Source organism: uncultured Modestobacter sp. (assembly GCF_947486615.1).
Classification (GTDB): Bacteria; Actinomycetota; Actinomycetes; order Mycobacteriales; family Geodermatophilaceae; genus Modestobacter.
Genome location: NZ_CANKUD010000009.1, coordinates 49018 through 73435 on the forward strand (window position 1 = coordinate 49018; position 24418 = coordinate 73435).

Consider the following 24418-nt stretch of genomic DNA (forward strand, 5'->3'; position numbering starts at 1 on the left):
GAAACTAGGAAGCGGACATGGCCGTCATCGGGCTGCCCGGTGACCTCGGGGGCAAGGCTCGGGGCCCCGCCGGAACCGGATCAGTCCAGCGACTGCGTGGCGCGACGAGCGTCCCGGATGCAGGCGGGCAGGCCGACGCCCTGGTAGGCGGCACCGGCCACGGCCAGGCCGGGGACCTCGGCCACCGCCGACCGGATCGCGGCGACCCGCTGCGGGTGGCCGACCAGGTACTGCGGCAGCCCGTCGGTCCAGCGCACCAGCTCGGTCTGCACCGGCTCGGCGCGCTCCAGCTGGAGCAGGTCGGCGACGTCGGCGACCACCGCGGCGGTGAGCTCGTCGTCCGGGCGGTGCAGGGCGGCGTCGTCGCCGAACCGGCCGACCGAGGAGCGCACCCGCAGCGCGCCGTCGAGGTGCGGCCACTTGGACGAGGAGACGGTGACGCCCTTGACCAGCCGCCCGGTGACCGGGGGCACCAGCAGCCCGGAGCCCGCCGCGACCGGCTGCTCGGGGAAGGCCATCGCGACCACGGCCATCGAGGCGTACGGGATCCCGTGCAGGGGCTCGACCGCGTCCGGGGCCAGGTCGGCGAGCAGCTCGGCGGTGGGCCCGGCGGGGGTGGCCAGCACGACGGCGTCCGCGGTGAGCGTCGCCCCGCCGGCGACGTCCAGCTCGAAGCCGCCGGCGGTGCGGCGCAGCGCGGTGACCCGGGTGCACAGCCGGACGTCGGCGCCGGAGGCCTGCACGAGGGCGGCCGGCAGCGAGCCGATGCCCTCGCGCACCGTGACGAAGACCGGGCCGTCGGCGTCACCGCGGCTGCGGGCACCGGCGTCCCGGGCGGCGAGGGCGGCGCCCAGCAGCGACGTGGCGGCCGGCAGCTGGGCGGCGAGCGCGGGCATGGTGGCGGCCAGCGACAGGTCGTCGGGGCGGCCGGCGTACACCCCACCGAGCAGCGGCTCGACGAGCCGGTCGACCACCTCGTCGCCGAGCCGCTCGCGCAGCAGGCCACCCACCGAGACGTCGCCGTCCAGCTGCAGCGGCGGCAGGTCGGCCTCGGCGCGCACCCGCGCGACGCCTGCGGGGGTGAGCACGCCGTCCAGCCCGTCGGCGGACGTCGGCACCCCCTGCAGCGTGCCGGCCGGCAGCGGGAACCGGCCCTCGGGCAGCTCGATCGACGCCTGGGTGGTGCGCGCGGGCACCAGCTGGTCGGCCAGGCCGAGGGCCTCGATCAGCTCGACGGCCTCCGGCACGCGGGCCAGCACCGCCTCCGGGCCGGTGTCGTACCAGCGGCCGGCCAGCTCGACCCGGTTCAGCTTGCCGCCGATCCGGTCGCCGGCCTCGAGCACCACGACCGCACCGTCGGGGTGCGTGCGACGCCACTCCCAGGCGGCGGTCAGGCCGGTGATCCCGGCGCCGACGACGACCAGCCGGCAGGTGCTCACGACGCCGTCAGCTCGTGGACCAGCTCGACGACGTGCGTCAGGGCGCCGGGGTCGGTGTCGGGCAGCACGCCGTGGCCGAGGTTGAACACGTGCCCGCGGGCGGCGCGGCCCTGCTCGACGACCCGGCGCACCTCGCGGTCGACGGTCTCCCGGTCGGCGAGCAGCACCGCGGGGTCCAGGTTGCCCTGCAGCGAGTACCCCGGGCCCACCCGGCGGGCCGCCTCGTCCAGCGGCACCCGCCAGTCGACGCCGACGACGTCCACGCCGGCGTCCCCGATCAGCGGCAGCAGTTCACCGGTGCCGACGCCGAAATGGATCTTCGGGACCTCCGGCGCGGCCAGGCCGTCGAAGACCGCGCGGGAGTGCGGCAGGACCCGGGTCGCGTAGTCGACCGGGGAGAGCACCCCGGCCCAGCTGTCGAAGAGCTGGACGGCGCTGACGCCGGCGTCGACCTGGGTGCGCAGGAAGGTCGCCGCCGAGACCGCGAGGCGCTCCAGCAGGCGCTGCCAGGCGGCCGGTTCGGCGTACATGAACGCCTTGGTGCGCGCGTGCTCCTTGGAGGGGCCGCCCTCGATCAGGTAGGTGGCCAGGGTGAACGGCGCCCCGGCGAAGCCGATCAGCGGCGTCGCGCCCAGCTCGGCCACCAGCCGGCGGACGGCGGTGCCGAGGAACTCCAGCCGGTCGGGCTCCAGGGCGGGCAGCGCGTCGACGTCGGCGACGCTGCGGATCGGCGAGGCGATCACCGGGCCGATGCCGGGCTTGATCTCGATGTCGACCCCGGCGACCACCAGGGGCAGCACGATGTCGGAGAACAGGATCGCGGCGTCCACCCCGTGCCGGCGGACCGGCTGCAGGGTGATCTCGGTGACCAGGTCCGGGTCCTGGCAGGCCTGCAGCATCGCGGTGCCGGCCCGCAGCGCGCGGTACTCCGGCAGCGAGCGGCCGGCCTGGCGCATGAACCACACCGGCGTGCGCGAGACCGGCAGGCCACGGGCCGCCCGGACGAGATCGGAGTCGGCCGGTCCTGCTGCTGTTCCCACGGACGCCGATCCTCCCAGACGGTGCCGGCCGGCGTCGCCGGCGGACCGGCCACGGGCCGGGAGCGGTTCGCTCCGCAGGTCACGGCTGCGCGTCGGCCGGGTGGGGCGGCGCGTCGGGGGGTCCCATCCGGTGGCGGGCGACCTACCCTGCGCTCGTGGCCCAGCAGCGCACTCGCCTGGACGGCGGCACCGCTGTGCCCCCGGGGCCGCAGCCCGCCGTCTTCCAGGCCGCTCTCGAGGCGCTGGCGACCGTACACCCGCGCCCGGAGATCGCCGTCGAGCACATCCCGGCCCCGCAGCGGCTCGCGCCGTGGTCGCACGCCATCGGCCTGGAGGTCGGCTCGCCCGACGACGAGGACGAGGAGCTGGCCAGCGGCCGGTTCATCGTGCTGTTCGACCCGGACGGGCACGAGGCGTGGCAGGGCACGACCCGCTGCGTCGGCTTCGTCTCGGCCAGCACCGACTCCGACATGGTCGACGACAGCATGTTCTCCGAGGTGGCCTGGAGCTGGCTGACCGACGCGCTGACCGACTCCGGGGCGCAGCACCACTCGGTCGGCGGCACGGTCACCCGCACCGCCTCGACCCGGTTCGGCTCCATCGCCGCCCCGGAGCACTCGGTGGACGTGGAGATCCGCGCCTCCTGGACGGCGGAGGGCACCGACCTCGACCGGCACCTGAACGCGTTCCTCGAGGTGCTGTCCAACGCGGCGGGGCTGCCCCCGGCCGGCTTCCGGTTGCTCGGCTCGGACGGGCAGACCGTCGGCACCGACGCCTAGACTCCCTCCGTACTCCACTCGGCGTAACGCCACCAGGGCCGAGTGCGCGGACACGCCGGGCCCGCACGCGGGTGATCAGCCCCGATCACCGCCGTGCCGGGTCCGGTCCGACGACAGGAGGGCCGATGCCTCTGGGCCAGTTGTGGTCCGACGGCGTCCTGTTCGGGCCGAACGCCAGCGCGCTGGTCGTCGACCCCTCCCCGCTGCTCCGGGAGGCGCTGGCCGGCCGGCTGCGCGCCCTCGGCGCCCGGGACGTCGAGGAGGCCGCCTCGCTCGAGGAGGCGCGGGTCCGGGCGCACGTCTCCGGCCCGCGGGCGCTGTGCGTGCTCGAGGTCGACCTGCCCGAGGTCGGCCCGGACAGCGGCGGCCGCGGTGGCGACCCCGGGCGCGGCCTGGAGCTGCTGCCCACGCTGCGCACCGAGGGCTGGCCGGTCACCGTCGTCCTCAGCTCGGTCACCGACCCGGGCGTCGTCCGGGCCGCGTTCCTGGCCGGCGTGCAGGGGTACGTGCTCAAGACCAGCCCGCTGGCCACCCTCACCGAGGGGCTGCGGGCCGCGCTGTCCGGCGAGGTGTTCGGTGACCCGGGCATCGCCAGCAGCCTGGCCCAGGGGCTGACCCAGACCGGTGTGGAGGAAGCTGTCGGTGAGCTGTCCGCCCGCGAGCGGGACATCCTGCGGCTGGTCGCCGACGGGCACACGAACAAGGAGATCGGCGAGAAGGTGGACCTGTCCGCACTGACCGTGAAGAGCCACCTGGCGCGCATCGCGCGCAAGCTGGGCACCGGCGACCGGGCGCACATGGTGGCGCTCGGCATCCGTTCGGGGGTCATCAACTGAGCACCGACCCGGGCACCGAGCTGTCCCCCGACCCCGCGACGCAGGCACCCGTCGAGGAAGGGCCACCGGCGACGCCGCTGCTGACCCCGCGCGACGGCCTGCCGCCGGTGATCGAGACCTCGACGGCGCTGGTCGCCTACGCCGACGCGCTGGCCGCCGGCTCCGGACCCGTGGCGGTCGACGCCGAGCGGGCCTCGGGCTACCGCTACGGCCAGAGCGCCTACCTGGTGCAGATCCGGCGCGCCGGTTCCGGCACCGGGCTCATCGACCCGGTCCCGCTGCCGGACCTGTCACCGGTGCAGCGGGCGATCGGGGACGTCGAGTGGGTGCTCCACGCGGCCAACCAGGACCTCCCCTGCCTGGCCGAGCTGGGCCTGGTGCCCACGAAGCTGTTCGACACCGAGCTCGCCGCGCGCCTGGCCGGGCTGCCCCGGGTGGGTCTGGGTGCCGTGGTCGAGTCGCTGCTGGGCCTGTCGCTGCAGAAGGGCCACTCGGCCGCGGACTGGAGCACCCGGCCGCTGCCGGAGGACTGGCTGGTCTACGCGGCGCTGGACGTCGAGGTGCTGGTCGAGGTGCGCGACGAGCTGGCCCGGATCCTGGACGAGCAGGGCAAGACCGAGTGGGCGCGGCAGGAGTTCGAGGCGATCCTGGCCGCCGGTCCCCCGGCCGCCCGGGTCGACCCGTGGCGGCGGACGTCGGGGATGCACGGCCTGCGCAGCCGCCGGCAGCTGGGCATGCTCCGGTCGCTGTGGCAGGCCCGCGACGACCTGGCCCGGCGCCGGGACATCGCCCCGGGCCGGGTGCTGCCCGACTCCGCGATGGTCTCCGCCGTGCAGGCCGACCCGCAGACCGAGGGCGCGCTGCTGGAGCTGCCGGTCTTCCGCGGCCGGGCGAACCGCAAGCTGGTCGGCACGTGGTTCGGTGCCCTGACCCGGGCCCGGGCGCTGCCGGAGGAGGAGCTCCCGCTGCACAGCCGCGCCGGCGACGGCCCGCCGCCGGTGAACCGCTGGGCCGATCGGGACCCGGCCGCGGCTGCCCGGCTCAAGGCCGCCCGGGCCGGGCTCGCGCAGGTCTCCGAGCAGTGGTCGGTGCCGGTGGAGAACCTGCTCTCCCCCGACCTCGTCCGCCGGCTGATGTGGGCACCTCCGGCTCCCGCCGACGCCGACTCGGTGGCTGACGCGCTGCGTGCCGGCGGTGCCCGCGAGTGGCAGGTCGGGCTGACCCGCGACCTGCTCACCGAGGCCGCCGCGCAGGGCTGATCCCGCCCGGCCGCCCCCGGCTCAGTTCCGCACGGGGTCCGCCAGCCTGGTCCGCAGCTCGCGGACCAGGCGGCGGGCGTCGTCGGCGAACAGCGCGACGGCCTCCGCCGGCACGGCCTGCCCGTCCAGGTCGACGGTCGAGCCGAGGCGCAGGGTCAGCCGGACGCTGGTCTCGCCCATGACGCTGAGCGCGACCTGGTCGTCGGTGACCTCCAGGTTCCGCTTCGCCCCGTCGGTGGCGGCCACCCGGGCCGCGACGACGTCGGCGAGCCGGACGCGCACGGTCCGTAGCTGCCCGAACCGCAGGGTGAGCGCGTCGGCGTCGAGGGTGTGCGGGTTCTGCCGCAGCGACAGCGAGAAGCCGATCAGCCAGAGCAGCCCGTACACGGCCAGCGCGAAGACCACCCAGCGCACGGTCGGCCAGGGCAGCAGCAGGTGGACGACGCCGATCTCCACCGGGGTCAGCCCGATGACCGTGCCGAGCACGACCCCGATCCGGGACGTGTAGGAGAACGCCTCCTCCCCCGGACGGACCACGGTGCGCCGGCGGAGCGCCCGGCCCAGTGCCCGGAGCACGCCAAGCTCGGAGCGGACCACCCAGTACACCGGGCGCGGCAGCGCCGCCTCGGCGCCGGCCAGCACCGCGCTCCCCCGGGTGCCCCCGGCCTGCCGGGTGCGGCGGTAGGCGCCGCGGAACAGCGTGGCCTCGGCGAGGAACACCCAGGCGAGGAGCACCTCCAGGGCGACGGCGACGGCGAGCGCGGTGCCCACGGGGAGCACGTCGGCGAGCACGAGCCCGACCTCGACCAGCGGGACGCCCACGGCGAGCCAGGGCACCACGCTCCGCAGCACCTGCCTGATCCGCATCGCCACCCCCTGCGCCGGTGCCGACACCGTAGCGAACGTTCCCGTCCGCTGGGGTGCACGACAGCGGGGCGGCCACCGGGATGTCCGGTGACCGCCCCGCTGCCGTGGCGCGCTGGAGCGCTGGAGCGGTGGCGCGCTGGAGCGCTAACTCCGCCCGGCGGCCGCGCGGCGGCGGGCCAGGGCGTCCACGGAGGCGGCGAGCAGCAGCACGCCACCGGTGATGATGTAGTTCAGGTACGCCGAGACGCCCAGCAGCCCGAGGCCGTTGTCGATGATGGCGATCACCAGGCCACCGAGCACCGCGTCGCGCACCCGGCCCCGGCCACCGAAGAGGCTGGTGCCACCGATGACCGCCGCACCTACCGCGTACAGCAGGGTGTTCCCGCCACCGGAGCCGGGCGTCACCGAGCTGAGCCGGGCCGCGGCGACCAGACCGCTGACCGCGGCCATGGACGAGGACAGCACGAACACCATGATCCGGATCCGGACGACGTTGATGCCGGCGCGGCGGGCGGCCTCCTTGTTGCCGCCGACCGCGTAGACGTGCCGGCCGAACGTGGTCCGCCCGAGCAGGAACGTCAGCGCCAGCAGCAGGAGCACGACCACCGGGATCGCGTACGGGATGCCCTTGAGGTCGATCGCGGCCGACAGCGCGCGGTCGGCGTTGAGGATCGCGGTGAGCACCACGACGACGACCGTGATCATCGCGATCCGCAGCAGCACGATGCCCAGCGGCTGGGTGATCAGGCCCTTGCTGCGCTGCCCCCGCCAGCGGTTCAGCGTGAGCGCCGCGTAGAGCAGGACCACCGCGGCCGCGAGCAGCCAGCCGATGCCCACCGGGATGTAGCTGTTGGTCAGCGCCCGGATCACGTCGTCCCGGATCGGCACCGTGCCGCCCTGGCCGATGATGCGCAGCGTCACGCCCTGGAAGGCGAGGAACAGCGCGAGGGTCACGACGAACGACGGGATGCCGATCATCGCCACCAGCGTGCCGGTGAACAGACCGATCACCGCACCGGTGACCAGCGCCCCGAGCACGGCGATGTACCAGGGGACGCCGACCTCGGCGAGCAGCTGGGCCAGCACCGCGGCGCACACGCCGCTGACCACGCCGGCGGACAGGTCGATGTCGCCGAGCAGCAGCACCCAGACCAGGCCCATCGCCAGCAGGGTGATCGGCGCCGCCTGGATCAGCAGGTTGGTGATGTTCAGCGGGGTCAGGAAGGTCTCCGGCCGCAGCGCGAAGAACAGCGCGGTGAGCACGACGATGCCCAGCACCGCCGGGAGGGCGCCGAGGTCACCGCCGCGGATCCGGTCGACGTACCCCCGCACGACGCCGCCGACGGTGTCCGCCCGGCGGTCGCCCTCGAAGCCGGACGGCGCGGACTCCCCCGGCTCGAGGTCGCTGGTGGGGACGGTGTTGCTCGCCATGTCAGGCCCCCTCGAAGACGGACTGGTCCAGGCCGAGGTCGCCCGAGCGCCCGGACGTGATGAGCTCGATGACCTGGGTGCGGTCGACCTGGGAGATCGGGACGTCGGCGGCCATCCGGCCGAGGTAGAGCGCGGCCACGCGGTCGGCGACCTCGAAGACGTCGACCATGTTGTGGGTGATGAACAGGACGGCGTGACCGGTGTCGGCCAGCCGCCGCACGAGGTCGAGCACCTGCCGGGTCTGCGCCACGCCGAGGGCGGCGGTGGGCTCATCGAGGATGACGACCTTGGACTCCCACAGCACGGCCTTGGCGATCGCCACGGTCTGCCGTTGACCGCCGGACAGGCTGGCGACGAGCTGGCGCACCGACTTCAGGGTGCGCACCGAGAGCGTGGTCAGGGTGTCCTTGGCCGCCTGCTCCATCGAGGCCTCGTCGAGGACGGCGCCCTTGGTCCGCTCGCGGCCCAGGAACATGTTCTGCACGACGTCGAGATTGTCGGCCAGCGCGAGGTCCTGGTAGACGACCTCGATGCCCAGGTGCGCGGCGTCCCGGGGGCCGGTGACCTGCACCCGCTCGCCGTCGAACCAGAACTCACCGCTATCGATGGGGTGGATGCCGGCGATGGACTTGATCAGCGTGCTCTTGCCGGCGCCGTTGTCGCCGACGAGCGCGGTCACCGAGCCCGGGTAGACCTTCAGGTCGACCCCGTGCAGCACCTGGTTGGCGCCGAAGCTCTTGGTCACCCCGCGCAGTTCGAGGATCGGCGACCCGTCCTCGGACTTCGGAACGGACATGCGTGGTCCTTCCTGGGAACACGACTGCGGGGCGCCCTCCGCGAACGGAGGGCGCCCCGAGACGGATGGGGTTACTGGATGCCGAGCTCGGTGCAGGCGGCCGCGTACTCGCCGGTGCACAGCTCAGCGGCGGTGACCTGCCCGTCCTCGACGACCCGGCTCACGTTGTCGCGGGTGATGGTGACCGGGTCCAGCAGCACCGACGGCACGGTCCGGTCGCCCTCGGGGTCCTCGGACTCGCCGTTGACGATGGAGGGGTCCTCCTCGCCGTTGATCAGCGCGATGGCCAGCTCGGCCAGCGCGTTGGCCTCCTCGGCCGCCGGCTTGTAGACCGTCATGCACTGCCGCTCGGCCAGGATGTTCTGCAGGCCCTCGACCGAGGCGTCCTGACCGGTGACCGGCACCGCGCCGGCCTGGTTGTTGCGCGCCAGCACCTGGATGACGGCGTTGGCCAGCGTGTCGTTGGCCGCCAGGACACCCTGGATGTCGCCACCCTGCTGGGTGTACATCTGCTCGAAGATGGTCAGCGCCTCGGTGGGCTCCCACCCCGGGACGGCCTGCTCGGCGACCTGGGTGTACTGGCTCATCGGGTCGAGCACCTCGTGCGCGCCGTTGGAGAACGAGGTGGCGTTGCTGTCGTCGGGCGAACCGTTGAGGAAGGCGACGTTCGCCGGCTCGTCGCCCAGGCAGTCGGCCAGGCCTTGGCCCTGCAGCCGGCCGACCTCGGTGTTGTCGAAGGAGACGTAGTACTCCGCCGAGCCACCCAGGGTGAGCCGGTCGTAGTCGATGGTCGCCACGCCCTGCTGGGCGGCCTGGTCCTGGATCTGGGCGCCGGAGGCGTTGTCCAGGTTGACGATCGCCAGCACGGTCACGCCGCTGGTGATCATCTGGTTGGCGATCGTCTGCATCTGCTGGGCGTCGCCCTGGGCGTTCTGGATGTCGGCCTCGATGCCGGCCTCCTCGAAGGCGGCCTCCAGCAGCGGGCGGTCGAAGGACTCCCAGCGGGGCGAGGACTCGGTGTCGGGGAGGATGACGCCGACCTTGCCGGCGGCCTCGCCGCCACCGCCGCCGCCACTGCCACTGCCACCACCGTCGTCGTCGCCGCCGCCGCCACAGGCGGTCAAGCCGAACACGAGGGTGGCTGCGAGAGCCGTCATGAGGGTGCGCCGTCGCGCCATCAGGGCCTGCCGTTTCGTCGAAGTCTGGATGGTTGCCGGGCGCGATGTTGCGCGGGTCACTGGTGTGACCACAAGCACAAGCGAACTCCGTTATCAGCACGTGACCGAAACTCTCGGATGACGTCACAGACGTCTGACCGGGGATTCCCCGCCGTACGGCGATCTTCGGGTGCTGCACCCCCACCTCGGGGGAACTGGTCGCCGACCGCTGTTACCAGCGGGTAACTTCATTCGGGCCGTCCTCTGCCGAGGCCGGCACTGAACTCATCGCGGAGGTCGGAGTGTCATCTGCAGAGCGGCCACCACGCTCACTGCGCGAGGTCGTCTTCGTCGACGGCGTGCGCACCCCGTTCGGCAAGGCGGGGCCGACGGGGATCTACGCCGAGACCCGTGCCGACGACCTCGTCGTCCGCTGCATCCGGGAGCTGATGCGCCGCAACCCGGCACTGCCGGCCGACCGGGTCGACGAGGTCGCCATCGCCGCCACCACCCAGATCGGCGACCAGGGGCTGACCATCGGCCGCACCGCCGCACTGCTGGCCGGTCTGCCGAAGAGCGTGCCCGGGTTCGCGATCGACCGGATGTGCGCCGGGGCGATGACCGCCGTGACCACGACGGCCAGCGGCATCGCCTTCGGCGCCTACGACGTCGCGATCGCCGGCGGCGTCGAACACATGGGCCACCACCCGATGGGCGAGGGCGTCGACCCCAACCCGCGGTTCGTCAGCGAGCAGATCGTCGACGGCTCGGCACTGGTGATGGGCTCGACCGCGGAGAACCTGCACGACCGGTTCCCGCACCTGACCAAGGAGCGGGCCGACGCCTTCGCGCTGGCCAGCCAGCAGAAGTATGCCGCGGCCGTGGCAGCCGGCCGGATCGGCCCGGAGCTGGTGCCGGTGGCCACCCGGTCGGCCGAGCACGGTTGGGGGCTGGCCACCGTCGACGAGCCGCCCCGCCCGGGCACGACGCTCGACGGGCTGGCGACGCTGAAGACCCCGTTCCGCCCGCACGGGCACGTGACGGCGGGCAACGCCGCCGGGCTGAACGACGGCGCCACCGGCTGCCTGCTGGCCGCCGAGGACGTCGCCGAGGAGCTGGGCCTGCACGTGGGCATGCGGCTGGTGGGCTTCGGCTTCGCCGGCGTCGAGCCCGAGGTGATGGGCGTGGGGCCGATCCCGTCGACGGAGAAGGCGCTGGCCCGCACCGGGCTCACCATCGACGACATCGGGCTGTTCGAGCTCAACGAGGCCTTCGCGGTCCAGGTGCTGGCCTTCCTGGACCACTTCGGCATCGCCGACGACGACGCGCGGGTCAACCCGTGGGGCGGCGCGATCGCCGTGGGCCACCCGCTGGCCTCCTCCGGCGTGCGGCTGATGACCCAGCTGTCCCGGCAGTTCGCCGAGCGGCCCGACGTCCGCTACGGCCTGACCGCCATGTGCATCGGCATCGGCATGGGTGGCACCGTCATCTGGGAGAACCCGAACTGGGAAGGGGCTGCGGCATGAGCGCCGTCTTCGCCGACGAGGTCGTCACCGCCGCCAAGGTGCGGTACCTGCGGGTGCCCGGGCTGGCCGGTGAGCTGGCGCTGATCACGCTGGACAACGGGCACGACCACACCCGGCCCTCCACGTTCGGCCCCGGCGGGCTCGCCGCGCTGGACGCCGCGCTGGACGAGGTCGCCGCGCACTCCCCCGCCCCGGTCGCCATCGCCGTCACAGGGAAGCCGTTCATCTTCGCGGTCGGCGCCGACCTGTCCGGCGTCCCAGCGATCACCTCGGCCGCCGACGCCCGGGAGATCGCCGAGACCGGGCACCGGGTGTTCCGCCGGCTGAAGGACTCGGCGATCCCGACGTTCGCCTTCGTCAACGGCGCGGCGATGGGCGGCGGGCTGGAGCTGGCGCTGCACTGCCACCACCGGACGATCGCGAGCACCGCCGTCGTCGCGTTCCCCGAGGTCTTCCTCGGCCTGGTGCCCGGCTGGGGCGGCACCCAGCTCCTGCCGAACCTGATCGGCATCGACGCCGCGGTCGGCGTCATCGTGGACAACGCGCTGGCGCAGAACAAGGTCACCCCGGCGCCGAAGGCGGCTGCGCTGGGCATCGCCGACGCGGTGTTCGAGCCGGCGGACTTCCTGGAGCGGTCGCTGGAGTGGGCGGCCGGAGTCCTCTCCGGGGACGTCGCCGTCCGCCGTCCCGAGGTGGACCGGTCGGCCTGGGACGACGCGATCGCCCGGGCCCGCGGCATCGTTGCGGCCCGCACCCGCAACGCCTCCCCCGGCGCGCTGCGCGCGGTGGAGCTGCTCGACCTGGCCCGGGCCGGCGACGCCGGCTTCACCGCCGGGACCGCTGCCGAGGACGACGCGCTCACCGACCTGCTGATGAGCGACGAGCTGCGGGCCGGCCTGTACGCCTTCGACCTGGTCAACAAGCGGGCCAAGCGGCCGGCCGGGGCGCCGGACAAGGCGCTGGCCCGGAAGGTCACCAAGGTCGGCGTGGTGGGTGCCGGGCTGATGGCCTCCCAACTGGCACTGCTGTTCGTGCGCCGGCTCGAGGTGCCCGTCGTGCTCACCGACGTCGACCAGGCCCGCGTCGACAAGGGGGTGGGCTACGTGCACGCCGAACTGGAGAAGCTGGCCGGCCGTCGGCGGCTCTCCCCCGACGCCCTCAACCGGCTCAAGAGCCTGGTCACCGGCTCGCTGGACAAGGCCGCGTTCGCCGACGCCGACCTGGTGATCGAGGCGGTCTTCGAGGAGCTGTCGGTCAAGCAGCAGGTCTTCGCCGAGGTGGAGGCCGTGGTGCGGCCCGAGTGCGTGCTGGCGACCAACACCTCCGCGCTGTCGGTCACCGAGATGGCGGCGCAGCTGCAGCACCCGGAACGCGTGGTCGGGCTGCACTTCTTCAACCCGGTCGCCGTCCTGCCGCTGCTGGAGGTGGTGCGCGCCGAGCGCACCGACGACGCCACCCTCGCCACGGCCTTCGCCGTGGGCAAGGCGCTGAAGAAGTCGTGCGTGCTGGTCGCCGACGCCCCGGCGTTCGTGGTCAACCGGCTGCTCACCCGGTTCCTCGGCGAGGTCACCGCCGCCGTGGACGCCGGCACACCGGTCGCGGTCGCCGAGACGGCGCTGGAGCCCCTCGGCCTGCCGATGACGCCGTTCGAGCTGCTGTCGCTGGTCGGCCCGCCGGTGGCGCTGCACGTGGCCGAGCGGATGCACGAGGCGTTCCCCGACCGCTTCGGCGTCGGCGAGGGCCTGCGCCGGATGGTCGAGCTCGGCAAGACCTCGGTCTTCTCCGAGCCCGGCGTCATCGACCCGGAGCTGGCCGGCATCGACAGCGGCGACTCCCCGCTCACCGCTGAGGAGCTGCGCGACCGGGCAGAGCGGGCGCTGGCCGAGGAGATCGGGCTGATGCTGGCCGACGGCGTCGTCCAGGCCGTGCAGGACATCGACCTGGCGATGCTGCTCGGCGCCGGCTGGCCGTTCTGGCTCGGCGGCATCTCCGCGTACCTGGACCGGGCCGGCGTCTCCGAGGCGGTCACCGGTGCCCGGTTCCTCCCCCGCGGGGTGGCCTCGCTCCCCGCCTGAGGCGGCCGCCGTCCGCACTCCCCGGTCGCCGACCTCACGCTGTGGCGTGCGGTCGGCGACCACCGGGTGAGGACGGCGATCATGGTCCGAGACGACGAGAGCGCCGCATCCCGCGTGGGGTGTGGCGCTCTCGTCGGCGTCAGGTCGGCGGTGACCAGCTCCGGGTGACGGCGGTGGGGCGGAATCCCAGGGTGGCGTAGAGCTTCTTCGGAGTGTCCCCCGGCTCTGCCCCGATCAGCACGGGACCGGCTCCTCGGGCACGCACCCTCCCGACGGCGAGCCCGAGCAGTGCGGTGGCAACCCGGCGCCCGCGGTGGTCCGGGTGGACGAACACGTCCTCGATCAGACCCACGCCTTCCTCGCCCACCCAGGAGGCGATGCAGCCGATCGGCCGGCCGTCCTGCTGGGCCAGCAGGTACTCCACTTCCTCCCCCAGCGCCCGACGCAGTGCCACGGCCTCCGCTGTTGCCCCTGGCTGGCGGGCCGGTCGCCCCAGCCGGCGGTCCTCCTCGACGTGATCCAGCCGGAAGAGCTCGACGACCGCTGCCCAGTGGTCGTCGGTGCGCACGACCACGAACTCCCAGCCCAGGCCGTCGCCGGGGTGAGCCAACGCCTCCGTGGCCGGCAGCACCAGCTGCAACTGCGTCTCCAGCAGCCAGTCAAGAACGGTCAGCTCCGCCTCCACGAACGGTGCGGTGGCCGGGTCGACCAGCACCCGCGCAGCCGGCCCGGCCAACAGGTCACTGACGTCGCCCACCAGGGTGTCCAGCTCCGCCACGGTCTGCACCCGGACCCGGCAGAGGAAGGTGCCGAGCGGGTGGGTCGGCGCTGCTTGGTGCCGGACCAGCAGACCGCCGTCCAGCCGGTCGAGCTGCCCACTCGAGGACCAGAACTGCTCGACGGCCCTGGTGACCGCTTCGTCCGACAGCACGGGTCCGCGCCGTCGTCAGCGGAACTTGTGGGTGAGCGAGTCCATCGTGCGGTCCACCGAGGCGATCTTCACGTGCGAGATCCCGGCGTTGGCACCCGCGGCGAGCATCGCCTCGTGCGCGGCTCGCAGGGTCGCCCAGACCGTGTCGGCGTCGCCCTCCAGCGTCGTCCCGAGCGCACCGACCTCCGAACGCAGCCCGGACGCCTGGATCACCCGGATCGCCGCCTCCACGAAGGCGTGCGGGTCCTCGGCGGTGCCGGGCGGTGACGGTGCCACCTGGATCTCGGCGATGATCACAGTTCCCTCGTCCCGTCGGTGTCCTCCGGCCCCCGTGCAGGGTCCCGCCGCGAGCCTGCGAGTGGCGGGGAGCACGGGGGTCCTTCCCCTACTGCTGCCCCTCGGCCGGCTCCGTCTCCGCAGGGACCCCGGCACGGTCGGCGACGCGGGCGGCCCACTCGACGATCCGGCGGGCGACGTCCTGCTCGGTGAGCCCGACGTCGGCGAGCACCTGGCCGCGGCTGCCGTGCTCGAAGAACTGCTGGGGCAGGCCCAGGGTGCGCACCGGCACGTCGAGGTCGGCGTCCTGCAGGGCCTGCGAGAGCAGCGTGCCCACGCCACCGGCCCGGCCGCCGTCCTCGACGGTGACCACGAGCCGGTGCTCCCCGGCCAGGGCGACCAGCTCGTCGGCCACCGGCATCACCCAGCGGGGGTCGACCACGGTGACCTCGATGCCGTGGTCGGCGGCACGCTGCGCGGCGGCCAGGCACATCGGCACCAGCGAGCCGGTGGCGACCAGCAGCACCTCGTCGACCTCGCCCCGGCGCAGCACGTCGACCGGGCCGCGCCGCTCGACCGCCGGCACCTCGGGCGGCAGCGCGCCCTTCGGGAACCGGACGACGGTCGGCCCGTCGGTGACCTGCACCGCCTCGCGCAGCGCCTCCCGCAGCGTCGGCTCGTCGCGGGGGGCGGCCAGCTGCAGACCCGGCACGATCGAGCAGATCGACATGTCCCACATGCCGTTGTGCGAGGCGCCGTCGGAGCCGGTGACCCCGGCCCGGTCGAGCACGAGGGTGACCGGCTGGCCGTGCAGCGCGACGTCCATCAGCAGCTGGTCGAAGGCACGGTTCAGGAACGTCGAGTAGATGGCGACGACGGGGTGCAGGCCGCCCATCGCGAGGCCGGCCGCCGAGGTGAGCGCGTGCTGCTCGGCGATCCCGACGTCGTAGGTGCGCTCGGGGAACCGCTCGGCGAACGGGGCCAGCCCGGTGGGGTGCAGCATCGCCGCGGTGATCGCCACGACGTCGGAGCGGTCCGTGCCGATCCGCACCAGCTCGTCGGCGAACACGTCGGTCCACTCCGGGCCCTTGGCCGCCGAGGAGAGTCCGCTGTCGGGCTCGAACACCCCGGTGGAGTGCCAGGCGTCGATCGTGTCGGTCTCCGCCGGCGGGTAGCCGAAGCCCTTGGTGGTGACCGCGTGCACGATCACCGGCCCGCCGAAGGACCGGGCTCGGCGCAGCGCGGACTCCATCATCTCGACGTCGTGGCCGTCGACCGGGCCGACGTACTTCATGCCGAGGTCCTCGAACATGCCCTGCGGGGCCAGGACGTCCTTGAGGCCCTTCTTGATCGCGTGCAGCGCGTCGTAGAGCTTGGTGCCGACGACGGGGGCGCGGTGCAGGGCCTGCCGGACGGCGGCCAGCGCCTCCTCGTAGCCCGGGCGCAACCGCAGCGTGGCCAGCGCGTCGGCCACCCCGCCGATGGTCGGTGAGTAGGAGCGGCCGTTGTCGTTGACCACGATGACGACGGGGCGGTCCTGGGCGGCGGCGATGTTGTTCAGCGCCTCCCAGGCCATGCCGCCGGTGAGCGCGCCGTCGCCGATGACCGCGACCACCGGGCGGTCCTCACCACGCACGGCGAAGGCCTTGGCCAGCCCGTCGGCGTAGGACAGCGAGGTGGAGGCGTGGCTGTTCTCCACCCAGTCGTGCTCGCTCTCCGCGCGGCTCGGGTAGCCGGAGAGGCCACCGCGCTGGCGGAGCTGGGCGAACCCGTCCAACCGGCCGGTGAGCAGCTTGTGCACGTAGGCCTGGTGCCCGGTGTCGAACACGATCGGCTCACGCGGGGACTCGAACACCCGGTGGACGGCGATGGTCAGCTCCACCGCGCCGAGGTTGGGGCCGAGGTGGCCACCGGTCTTGGCGACGGCGGCGACCAGCGCGTCCCGGATCTCCGTGGCGAGCACGGGGAGCTGGTCGGGGCGCAGTGCCCGGAGGTCGGCGGGCCCGGTCAACGAGCGGAGCAACGACACGACGGGGCAGGGTCCTCTCGACGTCGGCGGCGTCCGATGGAACGCAACCGGTGGGATCCCACTGTAACCGCGAACCGGCGACCTGCCCGGTGGGCGGCGGAGCTAGAGGCGGGGCACCCAGCGCTCCCCGCGCAGCGCGCCGGCGACCACCTCGACCCCTCGCGCGGCGCGGGTCAGCCGGGCGCCCTCCCGCTCGTAGGCGCTGATCGCCGCCTCCATCGCCTCCGGCGGCAGCTGGTCGGCGAGCTCCACCCGCACGGTGCGCCAGCCGGTCCGCGCGGCCTCCAGACCGGCGGCGACGTGGTCCCCGGCGAAGCGGGCCAGCAGCACCGGGTAGCGCCGCAACACCTCGTGGGCGCGGTAGTCCGGCGGCACCAGGTCGAACAGCCAGGCGACCGCGGTCCGCTCCCAGTCGGGCGCCCCGGGTGGGTGCACCTCGTCCGGCCAGCCGGGGGGCAGGGCGACGTCCACCCGTCCAGTGTGCGTTCGGCGGCGCGACTCCTCGACACCGGATCGCACGCGTGTTCGAAGCGTGACCTGCCGGAGTCCCACCGTGCGACCCGGATCCTGACCGGCCCGCGGACGCGAGCACCGAGCTGCCGGGCGCGACCCGGGAGGCCTACCTGCCGGCGGCGGGAGCCTGACCAGGACCGGCATCCCGCAGGGTCCGGAGTCGCTGACCACAGACGGCGGCGGCCACGACGCCGACCAGCACCGAGGTCACGTCACCGCGCGCCCCGTTCGCGCCGGTGACCAGCACGACGAGGACCAGAGCCGTCAGCCAGGCCCCCCGGCTGACCGGGCGGCTCAGCAGCCAGGTCCACGCACCACGCGCCCAGCCCACGAAGCGCTCACCACCCGCCGGTCCGACCACGGCGCGAGCGTAGGCACGCCACCCCCCGACCGACCAGCGACGTCCCGAGGGGACGAGCAGTCCTGCGTAATTCTCGGGCCTCCCGAGCGACCCGATCCGGATCGGCCACGGGTCCGCTGCCCGCCGCCTGCTGTGCGCATACGGCTGACCGTCGGTACGTGCGCCTAACTTCCGCACCGTGACCGCTGATCCGATCGATCCCCCCGACGTCGTGGAGACCCGCGCCGCCTACGACACCGTCGCCATCTCCTACGCGGAACTGGTCCGGACGTCGCTGGCGGAGAGCCCGATGGACCGGGCGCTGCTCGGCGTCTTCGCCGAGCAGGTGCTCGCCGGCGGCGGTGGCCCCGTCGGCGACCTCGGGTGCGGGCCGGGCCGGCTCACCGACCACCTGCACCGCTCCGGGCTGGACGCCTTCGGGATCGACCTCTCCCCCGGCATGGTCGAGGTGGCGCGTGCGCGGCACCCCGACCTGCGCTTCGCCGTGGGGTCGCTCGAGGCGCTGACGCTGCCCGACGGCGGACTGGCCGGCGCACTGGTCTGGTACTCGCTCATCCACATCCCGCCGGGGCGCCAGCCGGCGGTGTTCGCCGAGCTGGCCCGGGTGCTGCGGCCCGGCGCCCCGCTGCTGGCCGCGTTCCAGGCCGCCGACGACGAGCCGGTGCACCACCGGCAGGGCTACGGGCACACCATCTCCCTGAGTGCGTGGCGGCTGGACCCCGACCGGGTCGCACGACAGCTCGCCGCGGCCGGCCTCGACGTGCGGGCCCGCGTGCTGCGCGAGCCCGAGGGGCCCTACGAGAGGTCCCCGCAGGCCCACCTGCTGGCGGTCCGGCGGTGACCCTCGACCGCTCGACCACGCCCGGGTCGGGGGTCTCGCACCCCCGCGTCGTCCCGCCCAGGCCGCCGGACCGGCCCGGACCAGCCACCACCCCCGGGTGAGGGCGGGCCTGACCGCGGTACGGGAGCCACTCGCCGACGCCGATACGTGACACAGGACACACGGGCGGCCCACGGGCCGATCCGGGCGTCCCTGACCGCACGCACTCGCCGAGCATCGGAGAACACGACGTGACCACCTACCGCAACGTCCGTGACCTGCTCGCCGAGGCCGTCCACGAGGCGTTCCTCTTCGCCGACTTCCTCATCCGCAAGGCCGATGACCGATGGGTCCTGCCGCGCGAGGACACCGGCCCGCTCTGACCCTCCCCGACCCCAGGTGGCGGTGGCCGTCGCCGGCGGGCTGCTACGCCTGGGCCAGCAGGGCGACGCACTCCACGTGGGCGGTCATCGGGAAGCAGTCGAAGGCCCGCAGCGCCTGGAGGCGGTAGCCCGCGTCCGCGAACGCGGCCACGTCGCGGGCCAGGGACGCCGGGTCGCAGGCCACGTAGACCACGGCCCGGGCACCGGCACCGGCGAGCACCCGGCTGACGTCCTGCCCGGCCCCGGCCCGCGGCGGGTCCAGCACCACGACGTCGGGGCGGCCGAGGTCGCCCAGCAGCTCGGTGAGCCCGGCGGCGTCCACATCGCCCTGCCAGACCTCGGCCTGCGGCAGGTCGGCGAGGTTGGCGTCGGCGGCGGCACAGGCCGCCTCGTCGGACTCCACGCAGACCACCCGGCCCCCGGCGCCGACGCCCGGGGCGAGGGCCCCGCCGAACAGGCCGGCGCCGGCGTAGAGGTCCAGCACCGTCTCCCCCGGCTGCACCGCGGCGAACTCCGAGACCGCGGCGACGAGCGCGTCGGCGGCCGCGGGGTGCACCTGCCAGAAGCCGGTGCCCTCGACCTCCCAGTCACGGCCACCGGCCGAGCGCTGCGCCCGCCCGGCGGGCTCCTCGGGGACCTCGGCGCCCGGGCGCAGCACAGACGTCTCCTGCGGCCGACCGCGGCGGTCCAGCGTCGTCGTCGTCACCGCACCGGCCGAGTCGATGGCGACGTCCACCGCGCCGGAGTCGAGCCAGCGGCGGCCGAGGACGGCCCGGGCAGCCGGCTCGACGGTGATCGGGCAGTCGTCGAGGACGACGACGTCGTGCGAGCGGTGCCGGCGCAGGCCGGGCTCCCCGGTGCGCTCGACCGCGAAGCGCGCGCGGGACCGCCAGCGCAGCGGCCCGCCGGGCAGCGGCTCGACGACCACCGGCAGGTCGATCCCGGCCAGCCGGGACAGCTGCTCCCGGACGACGGCGGCCTTGAGCCGGAGCTGCCCCTCGTGTCCGACGTGCTGCCAGTCGCAGCCGCCGCACTTACCCGGGCCGCTGTACGGGCAGGGACGCTCGACCCGGTCGGGCGATGCCTCCAGCACCTCGACCGCGTCGGCGCGGCAGAAGCCCTTCTGCCGGTCCTCGGTCACCTCGACCACGACCCGCTCGCCGGGCAGCGTGTGCCGCACGAAGACCACCCGGCCCTCGTGCCGGGCCACGCAGTGCCCGCCGTGCGCCACCGGCCCCACGGTCACCTCGAAGCGGCGTCCGACCCAGCCGCCACTCTTGTCCGACTGCGGTCGACGACGGTTCTTCGGCCGCACTTCAGGGCCCCGCCGCGAGCTTGCGAGGGGTGGGGGGAAGCGTGGTCCTTCTTCAGCCATAGGGGGTCTGCTCGACGTCCTCGGTGAGGCCGCGGCGGAGGTCGCCGGGGGCGGGGCCGTCGCCGCGGGGGCCGCCGTCCCGATCCAGCGAGCTCTCCAGCTGCCACGGCACGCTGGTGATCATCACGCCGGGCTGGAACTGCAGGCGGGTGCGCAGCCGGAGCGCGCTCTGGTTGTGCAGCAGGTTCTCCCACCAGTGCCCGACCACGTACTGCGGCACGAACACCACGACCAGCTCACGCGGGCTGGAGCGGCGGATGTCCCGCACGAAGTCCAGCACCGGCCGGGTGATCTCCCGGTACGGGGAGTCCACGACGGTCAGCGGCACCGGGATGTCGTAGCGCTCCCAGTCCTGCTGCAGGGCCCGGGTGTCGGCGTCGTCCACGTTGACGGTGAGGGCGGTGAGCACGTCGGGCCGGGTGGCCCGGGCGAAGGCCAGCGCCCGCAGCGTGGGCTTGTGCACCTTGGACACCAGGACGACGGCGTGCACCTTCGAGGGCTTCATCCGCGCGTCGCTGTCGGGCACCAGCTGCTCGGCGACGTGCGAGTAGTGCCGGTTGATCGAGCGCATCAGCAGGAAGATCACCGGCATCGCGGCGATGACGATCCAGGCACCGCCGGCGAACTTGGTGACCACGACGATCGCCAGGACCACGGTGGTCAGCGTCCCCCCGACGGCGTTGATCACCCGGGAACGCTGCATCTGCCCGCGCACGGCCGGGTCGGTCTCGCTGCGCAGCTCGCGGTTCCAGTGCCGCACCATGCCCCACTGGCCGATCGAGAAGCTGGTGAAGACGCCGACGATGTACATCTGGATCAGCTGGGTGGAGTCGGCCTCGAAGACGACCAGCAGCAGGATCGCGAACCCGGCGAGCAGCAGGATGCCGTTGCTGTAGACCAGCTTGTCGCCGCGGGTGTGCAGCTGCCGGGGCATGTAGCGGTCCTGCGCGAGCACCGAGCCCAGCAGCGGGAAGCCGTTGAAGGCGGTGTTGGCCGCGAGGATCAGCACCAGCGCCGTGGCGGCCTGCACGAAGAAGAAGCCCAGCGAGTCCGAGCCGCCGAACACCGCGGCGGCGACCTGGGCGATCACGGTGCGCTGCGGCTGGTTCTCGCAGTCGGCGAAGCCGACCAGGTCGCAGGCGTTCTCCACGTACTTGACGTCGGCGAGCATGGCCAGCGCGGTCACCCCGGCGAACATCGTCGCGGCGATCCCGCCCATCAGCGCGAGCGTCGTGGCGGCGTTCCGGCTCTTCGGCGGCTTGAAGGCGGGGACACCGTTGGCGATCGCCTCCACGCCGGTCAGCGCCGTGCACCCGGAGGCGAAGGCGCGCAGCACGAAGAAGATCAGCGCCAGCCCGGTGACCTGCTCGTAGCCCGGCTCCGGTGTGATCGCGTAGCCGGCGCTCTCGGCCACCACGTCACCGCCGGCCACGAGCTCACGGACCAGGCCGGTGACGATCATGACCATGATGCAGGCGATGAACGCGTAGGTCGGGACGGCGAAGGTCTTCCCCGACTCCCGGACGCCACGCAGGTTCATCGCGACCAGCAGCGCGACCAGGCCCACGGAGATCAGCACGCGGTGCTCGGCCAGGCCGGGGAAGGCGGAGATGATGTTGTCGGTGCCCGAGCTGACCGACACGGCGACGGTGAGCACGTAGTCGGTGAGCAGCGCGCTGGCGACCACCAGGCCGGCGAACTGGCCGTGGTTCTTCATCGCGACCTCGTAGTCGCCGCCACCCGAGGGGTAGGCGTGCACCACCTGGCGGTACGAGAGCACCACCACGGTGAGCAGCAGGACGACGACGGCGGCCAGCCACGGGGTGAGGAACAGGAACGACGTCCCGGCCAGCGTCAGGAAGATCAGGATCTCCTGCGTCGCGTACGCCACGGACGACAACGGGTCGCTGGCGAAGATCGGCAGCGCCAGGTGCTTGGGCAGCAGCGACTCACCGGCGCGGTCACTGCGGACCGGCCGGCCGAGGACGAGCCGTTTCGGGAGTTGTCCGAGGTCGGACAGGGATGGCACGGCGGCGATGGTACGGACGCCGCGCCCGCAGATGTGCCGATCCGGGGCGACCTCCCTCACAGGGGCACCCGGAGGGGTGTGTCGGAGCTGCCCGGGCGGGCACCGCGGGCCCGGGGCGGGTGTACGTTCGCGCGCTGTACGCCCCGGCGATCCGCGGGGGCGGCGAGGCAGCAGGACCGGCCAGCAGACGGGGTGGGACAGGTGCACGTGGTCGTCATGGGCTGCGGCCGGGTCGGCTCGGCGATCGCCCGGCGGCTCGAGGTGATCGGCCACAGCGTCGCGGTGATCGACCAGGACCCCGAGGCGTTCCGCCGGCTCGGTCCGGAGTTCGGCGGCCGGCAGGTGAGCGGGCTCGGCTTCGACCGGCAGACCCTGCTCGACGCCGGGATCGACTCCGCCGGCGCGTTCGCCGCGGTGAGCAGCGGTGACAACTCCAACATCATCGCCGCCCGGGTCGCCCGGGAGACCTTCGGCGTCGAGCACGTGGTGGCCCGGATCTACGACTCGAAGCGGGCCGAGGTCTACGAGCGGATGGGCATCCCCAGCGTCGCCACGGTGCCCTGGACGGTGAGCCGGCTGATGCGCGAGCTGCTCGCGGTCAAGGTGACCGAGATCTGGCGCGAGCCCACCGGCAAGGTGCTGCTCATGCGGGTCACCGTCACCGACGGCTGGGTCGGCCGGCCGCTGGGTGAGCTGGAGACCGCCTCCGGCGCCCGCGCCGCCTGGCTGGTCCGCTTCGGCGAGGCCCAGCTGCCCACCCCCGCCACGGTGCTGCAGACCGGTGACCACCTGGTGCTCGCCGCCACCGACGAGCTCACCGACCGGGTGCACCAGGTCGTCGAGCAGGCACCCACCGGAGGGCAGCACTGATGCGGGTCGCCATCGTCGGCGCCGGTGCGGTCGGCCGCTCGATCGCCGCCGAGCTGCTGGGCAACGGGCACAGCGTGATGCTCATCGAGAAGAACGGCTCCCGGGTCAGGCCCCGGTCGGTGCCCGGCGCCGAGTGGGTGCAGGCCGATGCCTGTGAGGTCAGCTCGCTGGAGGAGGCCCAGCTGGCCACCTGCGACGTGGTCATCGCCGCCACCGGCGACGACAAGGCCAACCTGGTGGTGTCGCTGCTGGCCAAGACCGAGTTCGCGGTCAACCGGGTGGTCGCCCGGGTGAAGGACCCGCGCAACGAGTGGCTCTACACCGAGGCGTGGGGCGTCGACGTCGCCGTCTCCACCCCCCGGGTGCTGGCCGCCCTGGTCGAGGAGGCGGTGACCGTCGGCGACGTGGTGCGGCTGATGAGCTTCCGCAAGGGCGCGGCGAACCTGGTGGAGATCACCCTCGCCGAGGACACCCCCTGGATCGGTCGCCCGGTGCGCGACGTGCCGCTGCCGCGGGAGACGGTGCTGACCACGATCCTGCGTGGCGACCGGGTGATCAGCCCGGACCCCGACGAGCCGCTGGAGGCCGGGGACGAGCTGCTGTTCGTCACCCACGGGGACATCGAGGAGCAGCTGCAGAAGATCATGTGCCCCGACGGCAGCTGTTGAGAAAGGACCCCCTCGCCCCCCACCGCGAGCTCGCGGCGGGGCCCTGCGAGGGGGCCGTCAAGCCGGGGGCTGCTCCTCGGCGCGGTGGCGGTGCAGGCGGGCGACCACCCAGAGGGTGACGACCAGCTGGACGGCGGTGACCGGCAGCCCGAGCACCAGCGACGATGTGCCCAGCCAGCCCACCGCGTTCTGCCAGTAGAAGAGCCCCTGCACGGCGGCCCGGAGCAGGAAGACCCCGCCCCACAGCACGGTCAGCCAGCTGTAGGCGCGCAGCATCCGCGGGTCGTCGCGCCAGTACACCTCGGGCGGGGTGTCCGGTCCGCGGACCCGGCCGATCGCCTCGGCGGCGGTCTCGGTGTCCACCGCCTGGGCGGGCCGCGTGCCGCCGGAGAAGCCCCGGCCGCGCAGCGAGGGCAGTCGGTGGGCGGCCATCGCACCCAGGTGGCTGGGTGCGAGCCACTCGGCGACCACGCCCACCAGCGGACGCCGGAACAGCAGCGAGCCCAGCACCACGACGCCGATGCCCGCGTTGCGCACGATGCCCAGCACGAAGAAGTCACGGGCCTGGCCGGAGTACCGCGCGATCGCAATGGCCACGGCCACCGCGAACAGGCCGCTGATCGCCTGCTGGATGCTCTGCCGGCGCACCAGCCGGAGCAGGAACACCAGCACCGCGGCGACGGCCGCGGACCAGATGCCGACGGTCAGCCCGCCAAGGGAGTTGGCGACGATGAAGGCGATGGTCGGCAGCGAGGCGTCGACCATGCCACGCCAGCCGCCGAGCTGCTCGAGCACCAGGTGACGGTCGAACGTCACCTCCTTGCCCTGCGGGAGGTCCTCCCCCTGCTGGAGGTCCTTGCCCTGCGGGAGTTCCTCGCCGTGCGGGAGATCCTCCCCCTGCGGCAGGCTCTTGCCCTGCGGCACGTCGCCCTCGGGCCGGGCGGTCATCGCCGGCCGG

23 protein-coding genes are annotated in these 24418 nt (G+C 73.8%); 9 read left to right on the forward strand and 14 right to left on the reverse strand.

Annotation, left to right across the window (positions count from 1 at the left end; translation table 11 throughout):
- Nucleotides 1–80: 80 nt before the first annotated feature.
- Nucleotides 81–1439, reverse strand: a complete 1359-nt coding sequence (gene hemG, locus Q1A09_RS16315; RefSeq protein ID WP_299957080.1) for a protoporphyrinogen oxidase — start codon at nucleotides 1437–1439, stop codon at nucleotides 81–83.
- Nucleotides 1436–2479, reverse strand: a complete 1044-nt coding sequence (hemE, locus tag Q1A09_RS16320) for a uroporphyrinogen decarboxylase (RefSeq protein WP_299957083.1) — start codon at nucleotides 2477–2479, stop codon at nucleotides 1436–1438. Before hemE ends, hemG begins: the two co-directional genes overlap by 4 nt.
- Before the next feature lie 155 nt (nucleotides 2480–2634).
- On the opposite strand from hemE, the gene Q1A09_RS16325 reads away from it, so the two are divergent.
- From Q1A09_RS16325 to Q1A09_RS16335, 3 genes are all read left to right on the forward strand, one after another.
- Nucleotides 2635–3258 carry a DUF3000 domain-containing protein gene (locus Q1A09_RS16325; protein WP_299957086.1) on the forward strand — a complete coding sequence of 208 codons (624 nt, stop codon included), beginning with the start codon at nucleotides 2635–2637 and terminating at the stop codon, nucleotides 3256–3258.
- Nucleotides 3259–3383: 125 nt separating this feature from the next.
- Nucleotides 3384–4094: a response regulator transcription factor gene (locus Q1A09_RS16330; RefSeq protein WP_299957089.1), complete on the forward strand. Its 711-nt coding sequence runs from the start codon at nucleotides 3384–3386 to the stop codon at nucleotides 4092–4094.
- A 107-nt stretch (nucleotides 4095–4201) separates the two neighbouring features.
- Complete coding sequence (locus tag Q1A09_RS16335) at nucleotides 4202–5353, forward strand: HRDC domain-containing protein (protein WP_299957092.1); 1152 nt, start codon at nucleotides 4202–4204, stop codon at nucleotides 5351–5353.
- Nucleotides 5354–5374: 21 nt separating this feature from the next.
- Here Q1A09_RS16335 and Q1A09_RS16340 read toward each other — a convergent pair whose 3' ends face one another.
- The 4 genes from Q1A09_RS16340 to Q1A09_RS16355 form a co-directional block, all read right to left on the reverse strand.
- Nucleotides 5375–6220, reverse strand: a complete 846-nt coding sequence (locus Q1A09_RS16340) for a hypothetical protein (protein ID WP_299957094.1) — start codon at nucleotides 6218–6220, stop codon at nucleotides 5375–5377.
- 144 nt (nucleotides 6221–6364) lie between these two features.
- A complete protein-coding gene (locus Q1A09_RS16345) occupies nucleotides 6365–7651 on the reverse strand; it encodes a sugar ABC transporter permease (protein WP_299957097.1) in 1287 nt (428 codons plus the stop codon).
- A gap of 1 nt (nucleotide 7652) precedes the next feature.
- Nucleotides 7653–8447 carry an ATP-binding cassette domain-containing protein gene (locus Q1A09_RS16350; protein ID WP_299957100.1) on the reverse strand — a complete coding sequence of 265 codons (795 nt, stop codon included), beginning with the start codon at nucleotides 8445–8447 and terminating at the stop codon, nucleotides 7653–7655.
- Between the two features lie 71 nt (nucleotides 8448–8518).
- Complete coding sequence (locus Q1A09_RS16355) at nucleotides 8519–9604, reverse strand: sugar ABC transporter substrate-binding protein (protein WP_299957103.1); 1086 nt, start codon at nucleotides 9602–9604, stop codon at nucleotides 8519–8521.
- 302 nt (nucleotides 9605–9906) lie between these two features.
- Here Q1A09_RS16355 and Q1A09_RS16360 point away from each other — a divergent pair, with 302 nt between their 5' ends.
- Together Q1A09_RS16360 and Q1A09_RS16365 are read left to right on the forward strand one after the other, a co-directional pair.
- Nucleotides 9907–11130 (forward strand): thiolase family protein, encoded by a 1224-nt coding sequence (locus tag Q1A09_RS16360; RefSeq protein ID WP_299957106.1) that lies wholly within the window; start codon nucleotides 9907–9909, stop codon nucleotides 11128–11130.
- Nucleotides 11127–13205 carry a 3-hydroxyacyl-CoA dehydrogenase NAD-binding domain-containing protein gene (locus Q1A09_RS16365; RefSeq protein WP_299957109.1) on the forward strand — a complete coding sequence of 693 codons (2079 nt, stop codon included), beginning with the start codon at nucleotides 11127–11129 and terminating at the stop codon, nucleotides 13203–13205. The genes Q1A09_RS16360 and Q1A09_RS16365 overlap by 4 nt, the downstream gene beginning before the upstream one ends.
- A 139-nt stretch (nucleotides 13206–13344) precedes the next feature.
- Here the strand turns inward: Q1A09_RS16365 and Q1A09_RS16370 are convergent, their stop codons facing one another.
- The 5 genes from Q1A09_RS16370 to Q1A09_RS16390 form a co-directional block, all read right to left on the reverse strand.
- Entirely contained in the window at nucleotides 13345–14136 is a 792-nt protein-coding gene (locus Q1A09_RS16370; RefSeq protein WP_299957112.1) for a GNAT family N-acetyltransferase, read from the reverse strand.
- A gap of 15 nt (nucleotides 14137–14151) precedes the next feature.
- On the reverse strand, nucleotides 14152–14433 hold the full coding sequence (locus Q1A09_RS16375) for a thiamine-binding protein (RefSeq protein ID WP_299957115.1): 282 nt from the start codon (nucleotides 14431–14433) through the stop codon (nucleotides 14152–14154).
- A gap of 88 nt (nucleotides 14434–14521) precedes the next feature.
- Entirely contained in the window at nucleotides 14522–16441 is a 1920-nt protein-coding gene (dxs, locus tag Q1A09_RS16380) for a 1-deoxy-D-xylulose-5-phosphate synthase (protein ID WP_299957118.1), read from the reverse strand.
- Nucleotides 16442–16543: 102 nt separating this feature from the next.
- The gene (locus Q1A09_RS16385) at nucleotides 16544–16912 is read right to left on the reverse strand and encodes a hypothetical protein (protein ID WP_299957121.1); all 369 of its coding nucleotides are present in this window, start codon (nucleotides 16910–16912) and stop codon (nucleotides 16544–16546) included.
- A gap of 148 nt (nucleotides 16913–17060) precedes the next feature.
- Nucleotides 17061–17315, reverse strand: a complete 255-nt coding sequence (locus tag Q1A09_RS16390) for a hypothetical protein (protein WP_299957124.1) — start codon at nucleotides 17313–17315, stop codon at nucleotides 17061–17063.
- Between the two features lie 178 nt (nucleotides 17316–17493).
- Between Q1A09_RS16390 and Q1A09_RS16395 the strand changes: the two genes are divergently transcribed.
- Nucleotides 17494–18156, forward strand: a complete 663-nt coding sequence (locus Q1A09_RS16395; RefSeq protein WP_299957127.1) for a class I SAM-dependent methyltransferase — start codon at nucleotides 17494–17496, stop codon at nucleotides 18154–18156.
- A gap of 230 nt (nucleotides 18157–18386) precedes the next feature.
- A complete protein-coding gene (locus tag Q1A09_RS16400; protein ID WP_299957130.1) occupies nucleotides 18387–18518 on the forward strand; it encodes a hypothetical protein in 132 nt (43 codons plus the stop codon).
- Nucleotides 18519–18561: 43 nt separating this feature from the next.
- Here Q1A09_RS16400 and Q1A09_RS16405 read toward each other — a convergent pair whose 3' ends face one another.
- Both Q1A09_RS16405 and Q1A09_RS16410 read right to left on the reverse strand, forming a co-directional pair.
- Nucleotides 18562–19833: a class I SAM-dependent RNA methyltransferase gene (locus Q1A09_RS16405; RefSeq protein WP_299957133.1), complete on the reverse strand. Its 1272-nt coding sequence runs from the start codon at nucleotides 19831–19833 to the stop codon at nucleotides 18562–18564.
- Nucleotides 19834–19885: 52 nt separating this feature from the next.
- A complete protein-coding gene (locus tag Q1A09_RS16410; RefSeq protein ID WP_299957138.1) occupies nucleotides 19886–21922 on the reverse strand; it encodes an APC family permease in 2037 nt (678 codons plus the stop codon).
- A gap of 192 nt (nucleotides 21923–22114) precedes the next feature.
- Between Q1A09_RS16410 and Q1A09_RS16415 the strand changes: the two genes are divergently transcribed.
- Nucleotides 22115–22792 carry a TrkA family potassium uptake protein gene (locus tag Q1A09_RS16415; protein ID WP_299957141.1) on the forward strand — a complete coding sequence of 226 codons (678 nt, stop codon included), beginning with the start codon at nucleotides 22115–22117 and terminating at the stop codon, nucleotides 22790–22792.
- Nucleotides 22792–23460, forward strand: a complete 669-nt coding sequence (locus Q1A09_RS16420) for a TrkA family potassium uptake protein (RefSeq protein WP_299957144.1) — start codon at nucleotides 22792–22794, stop codon at nucleotides 23458–23460. Before Q1A09_RS16415 ends, Q1A09_RS16420 begins: the two co-directional genes overlap by 1 nt.
- A gap of 57 nt (nucleotides 23461–23517) precedes the next feature.
- Here the strand turns inward: Q1A09_RS16420 and Q1A09_RS16425 are convergent, their stop codons facing one another.
- A complete protein-coding gene (locus tag Q1A09_RS16425) occupies nucleotides 23518–24408 on the reverse strand; it encodes a DUF3159 domain-containing protein (RefSeq protein WP_299957147.1) in 891 nt (296 codons plus the stop codon).
- Nucleotides 24409–24418: the final 10 nt, after the last annotated feature.

Bases quoted from the DNA above. Each gene is read 5' to 3' on its own strand.
- Q1A09_RS16355 (WP_299957103.1), bottom strand. From the start codon at position 9,604: ATGACGGCTCTCGCAGCCACCCTCGTGTTCGGCTTGACCGCCTGTGGC.
- Q1A09_RS16330 (WP_299957089.1), top strand. From the start codon at position 3,384: ATGCCTCTGGGCCAGTTGTGGTCCGACGGCGTCCTGTTCGGGCCGAAC.
- Q1A09_RS16425 (WP_299957147.1), bottom strand. From the start codon at position 24,408: ATGACCGCCCGGCCCGAGGGCGACGTGCCGCAGGGCAAGAGCCTGCCG.
- Q1A09_RS16345 (WP_299957097.1), bottom strand. From the start codon at position 7,651: ATGGCGAGCAACACCGTCCCCACCAGCGACCTCGAGCCGGGGGAGTCC.
- Q1A09_RS16365 (WP_299957109.1), top strand. From the start codon at position 11,127: ATGAGCGCCGTCTTCGCCGACGAGGTCGTCACCGCCGCCAAGGTGCGG.
- Q1A09_RS16420 (WP_299957144.1), top strand. From the start codon at position 22,792: ATGCGGGTCGCCATCGTCGGCGCCGGTGCGGTCGGCCGCTCGATCGCC.
- Q1A09_RS16350 (WP_299957100.1), bottom strand. From the start codon at position 8,447: ATGTCCGTTCCGAAGTCCGAGGACGGGTCGCCGATCCTCGAACTGCGC.
- Q1A09_RS16340 (WP_299957094.1), bottom strand. From the start codon at position 6,220: ATGCGGATCAGGCAGGTGCTGCGGAGCGTGGTGCCCTGGCTCGCCGTG.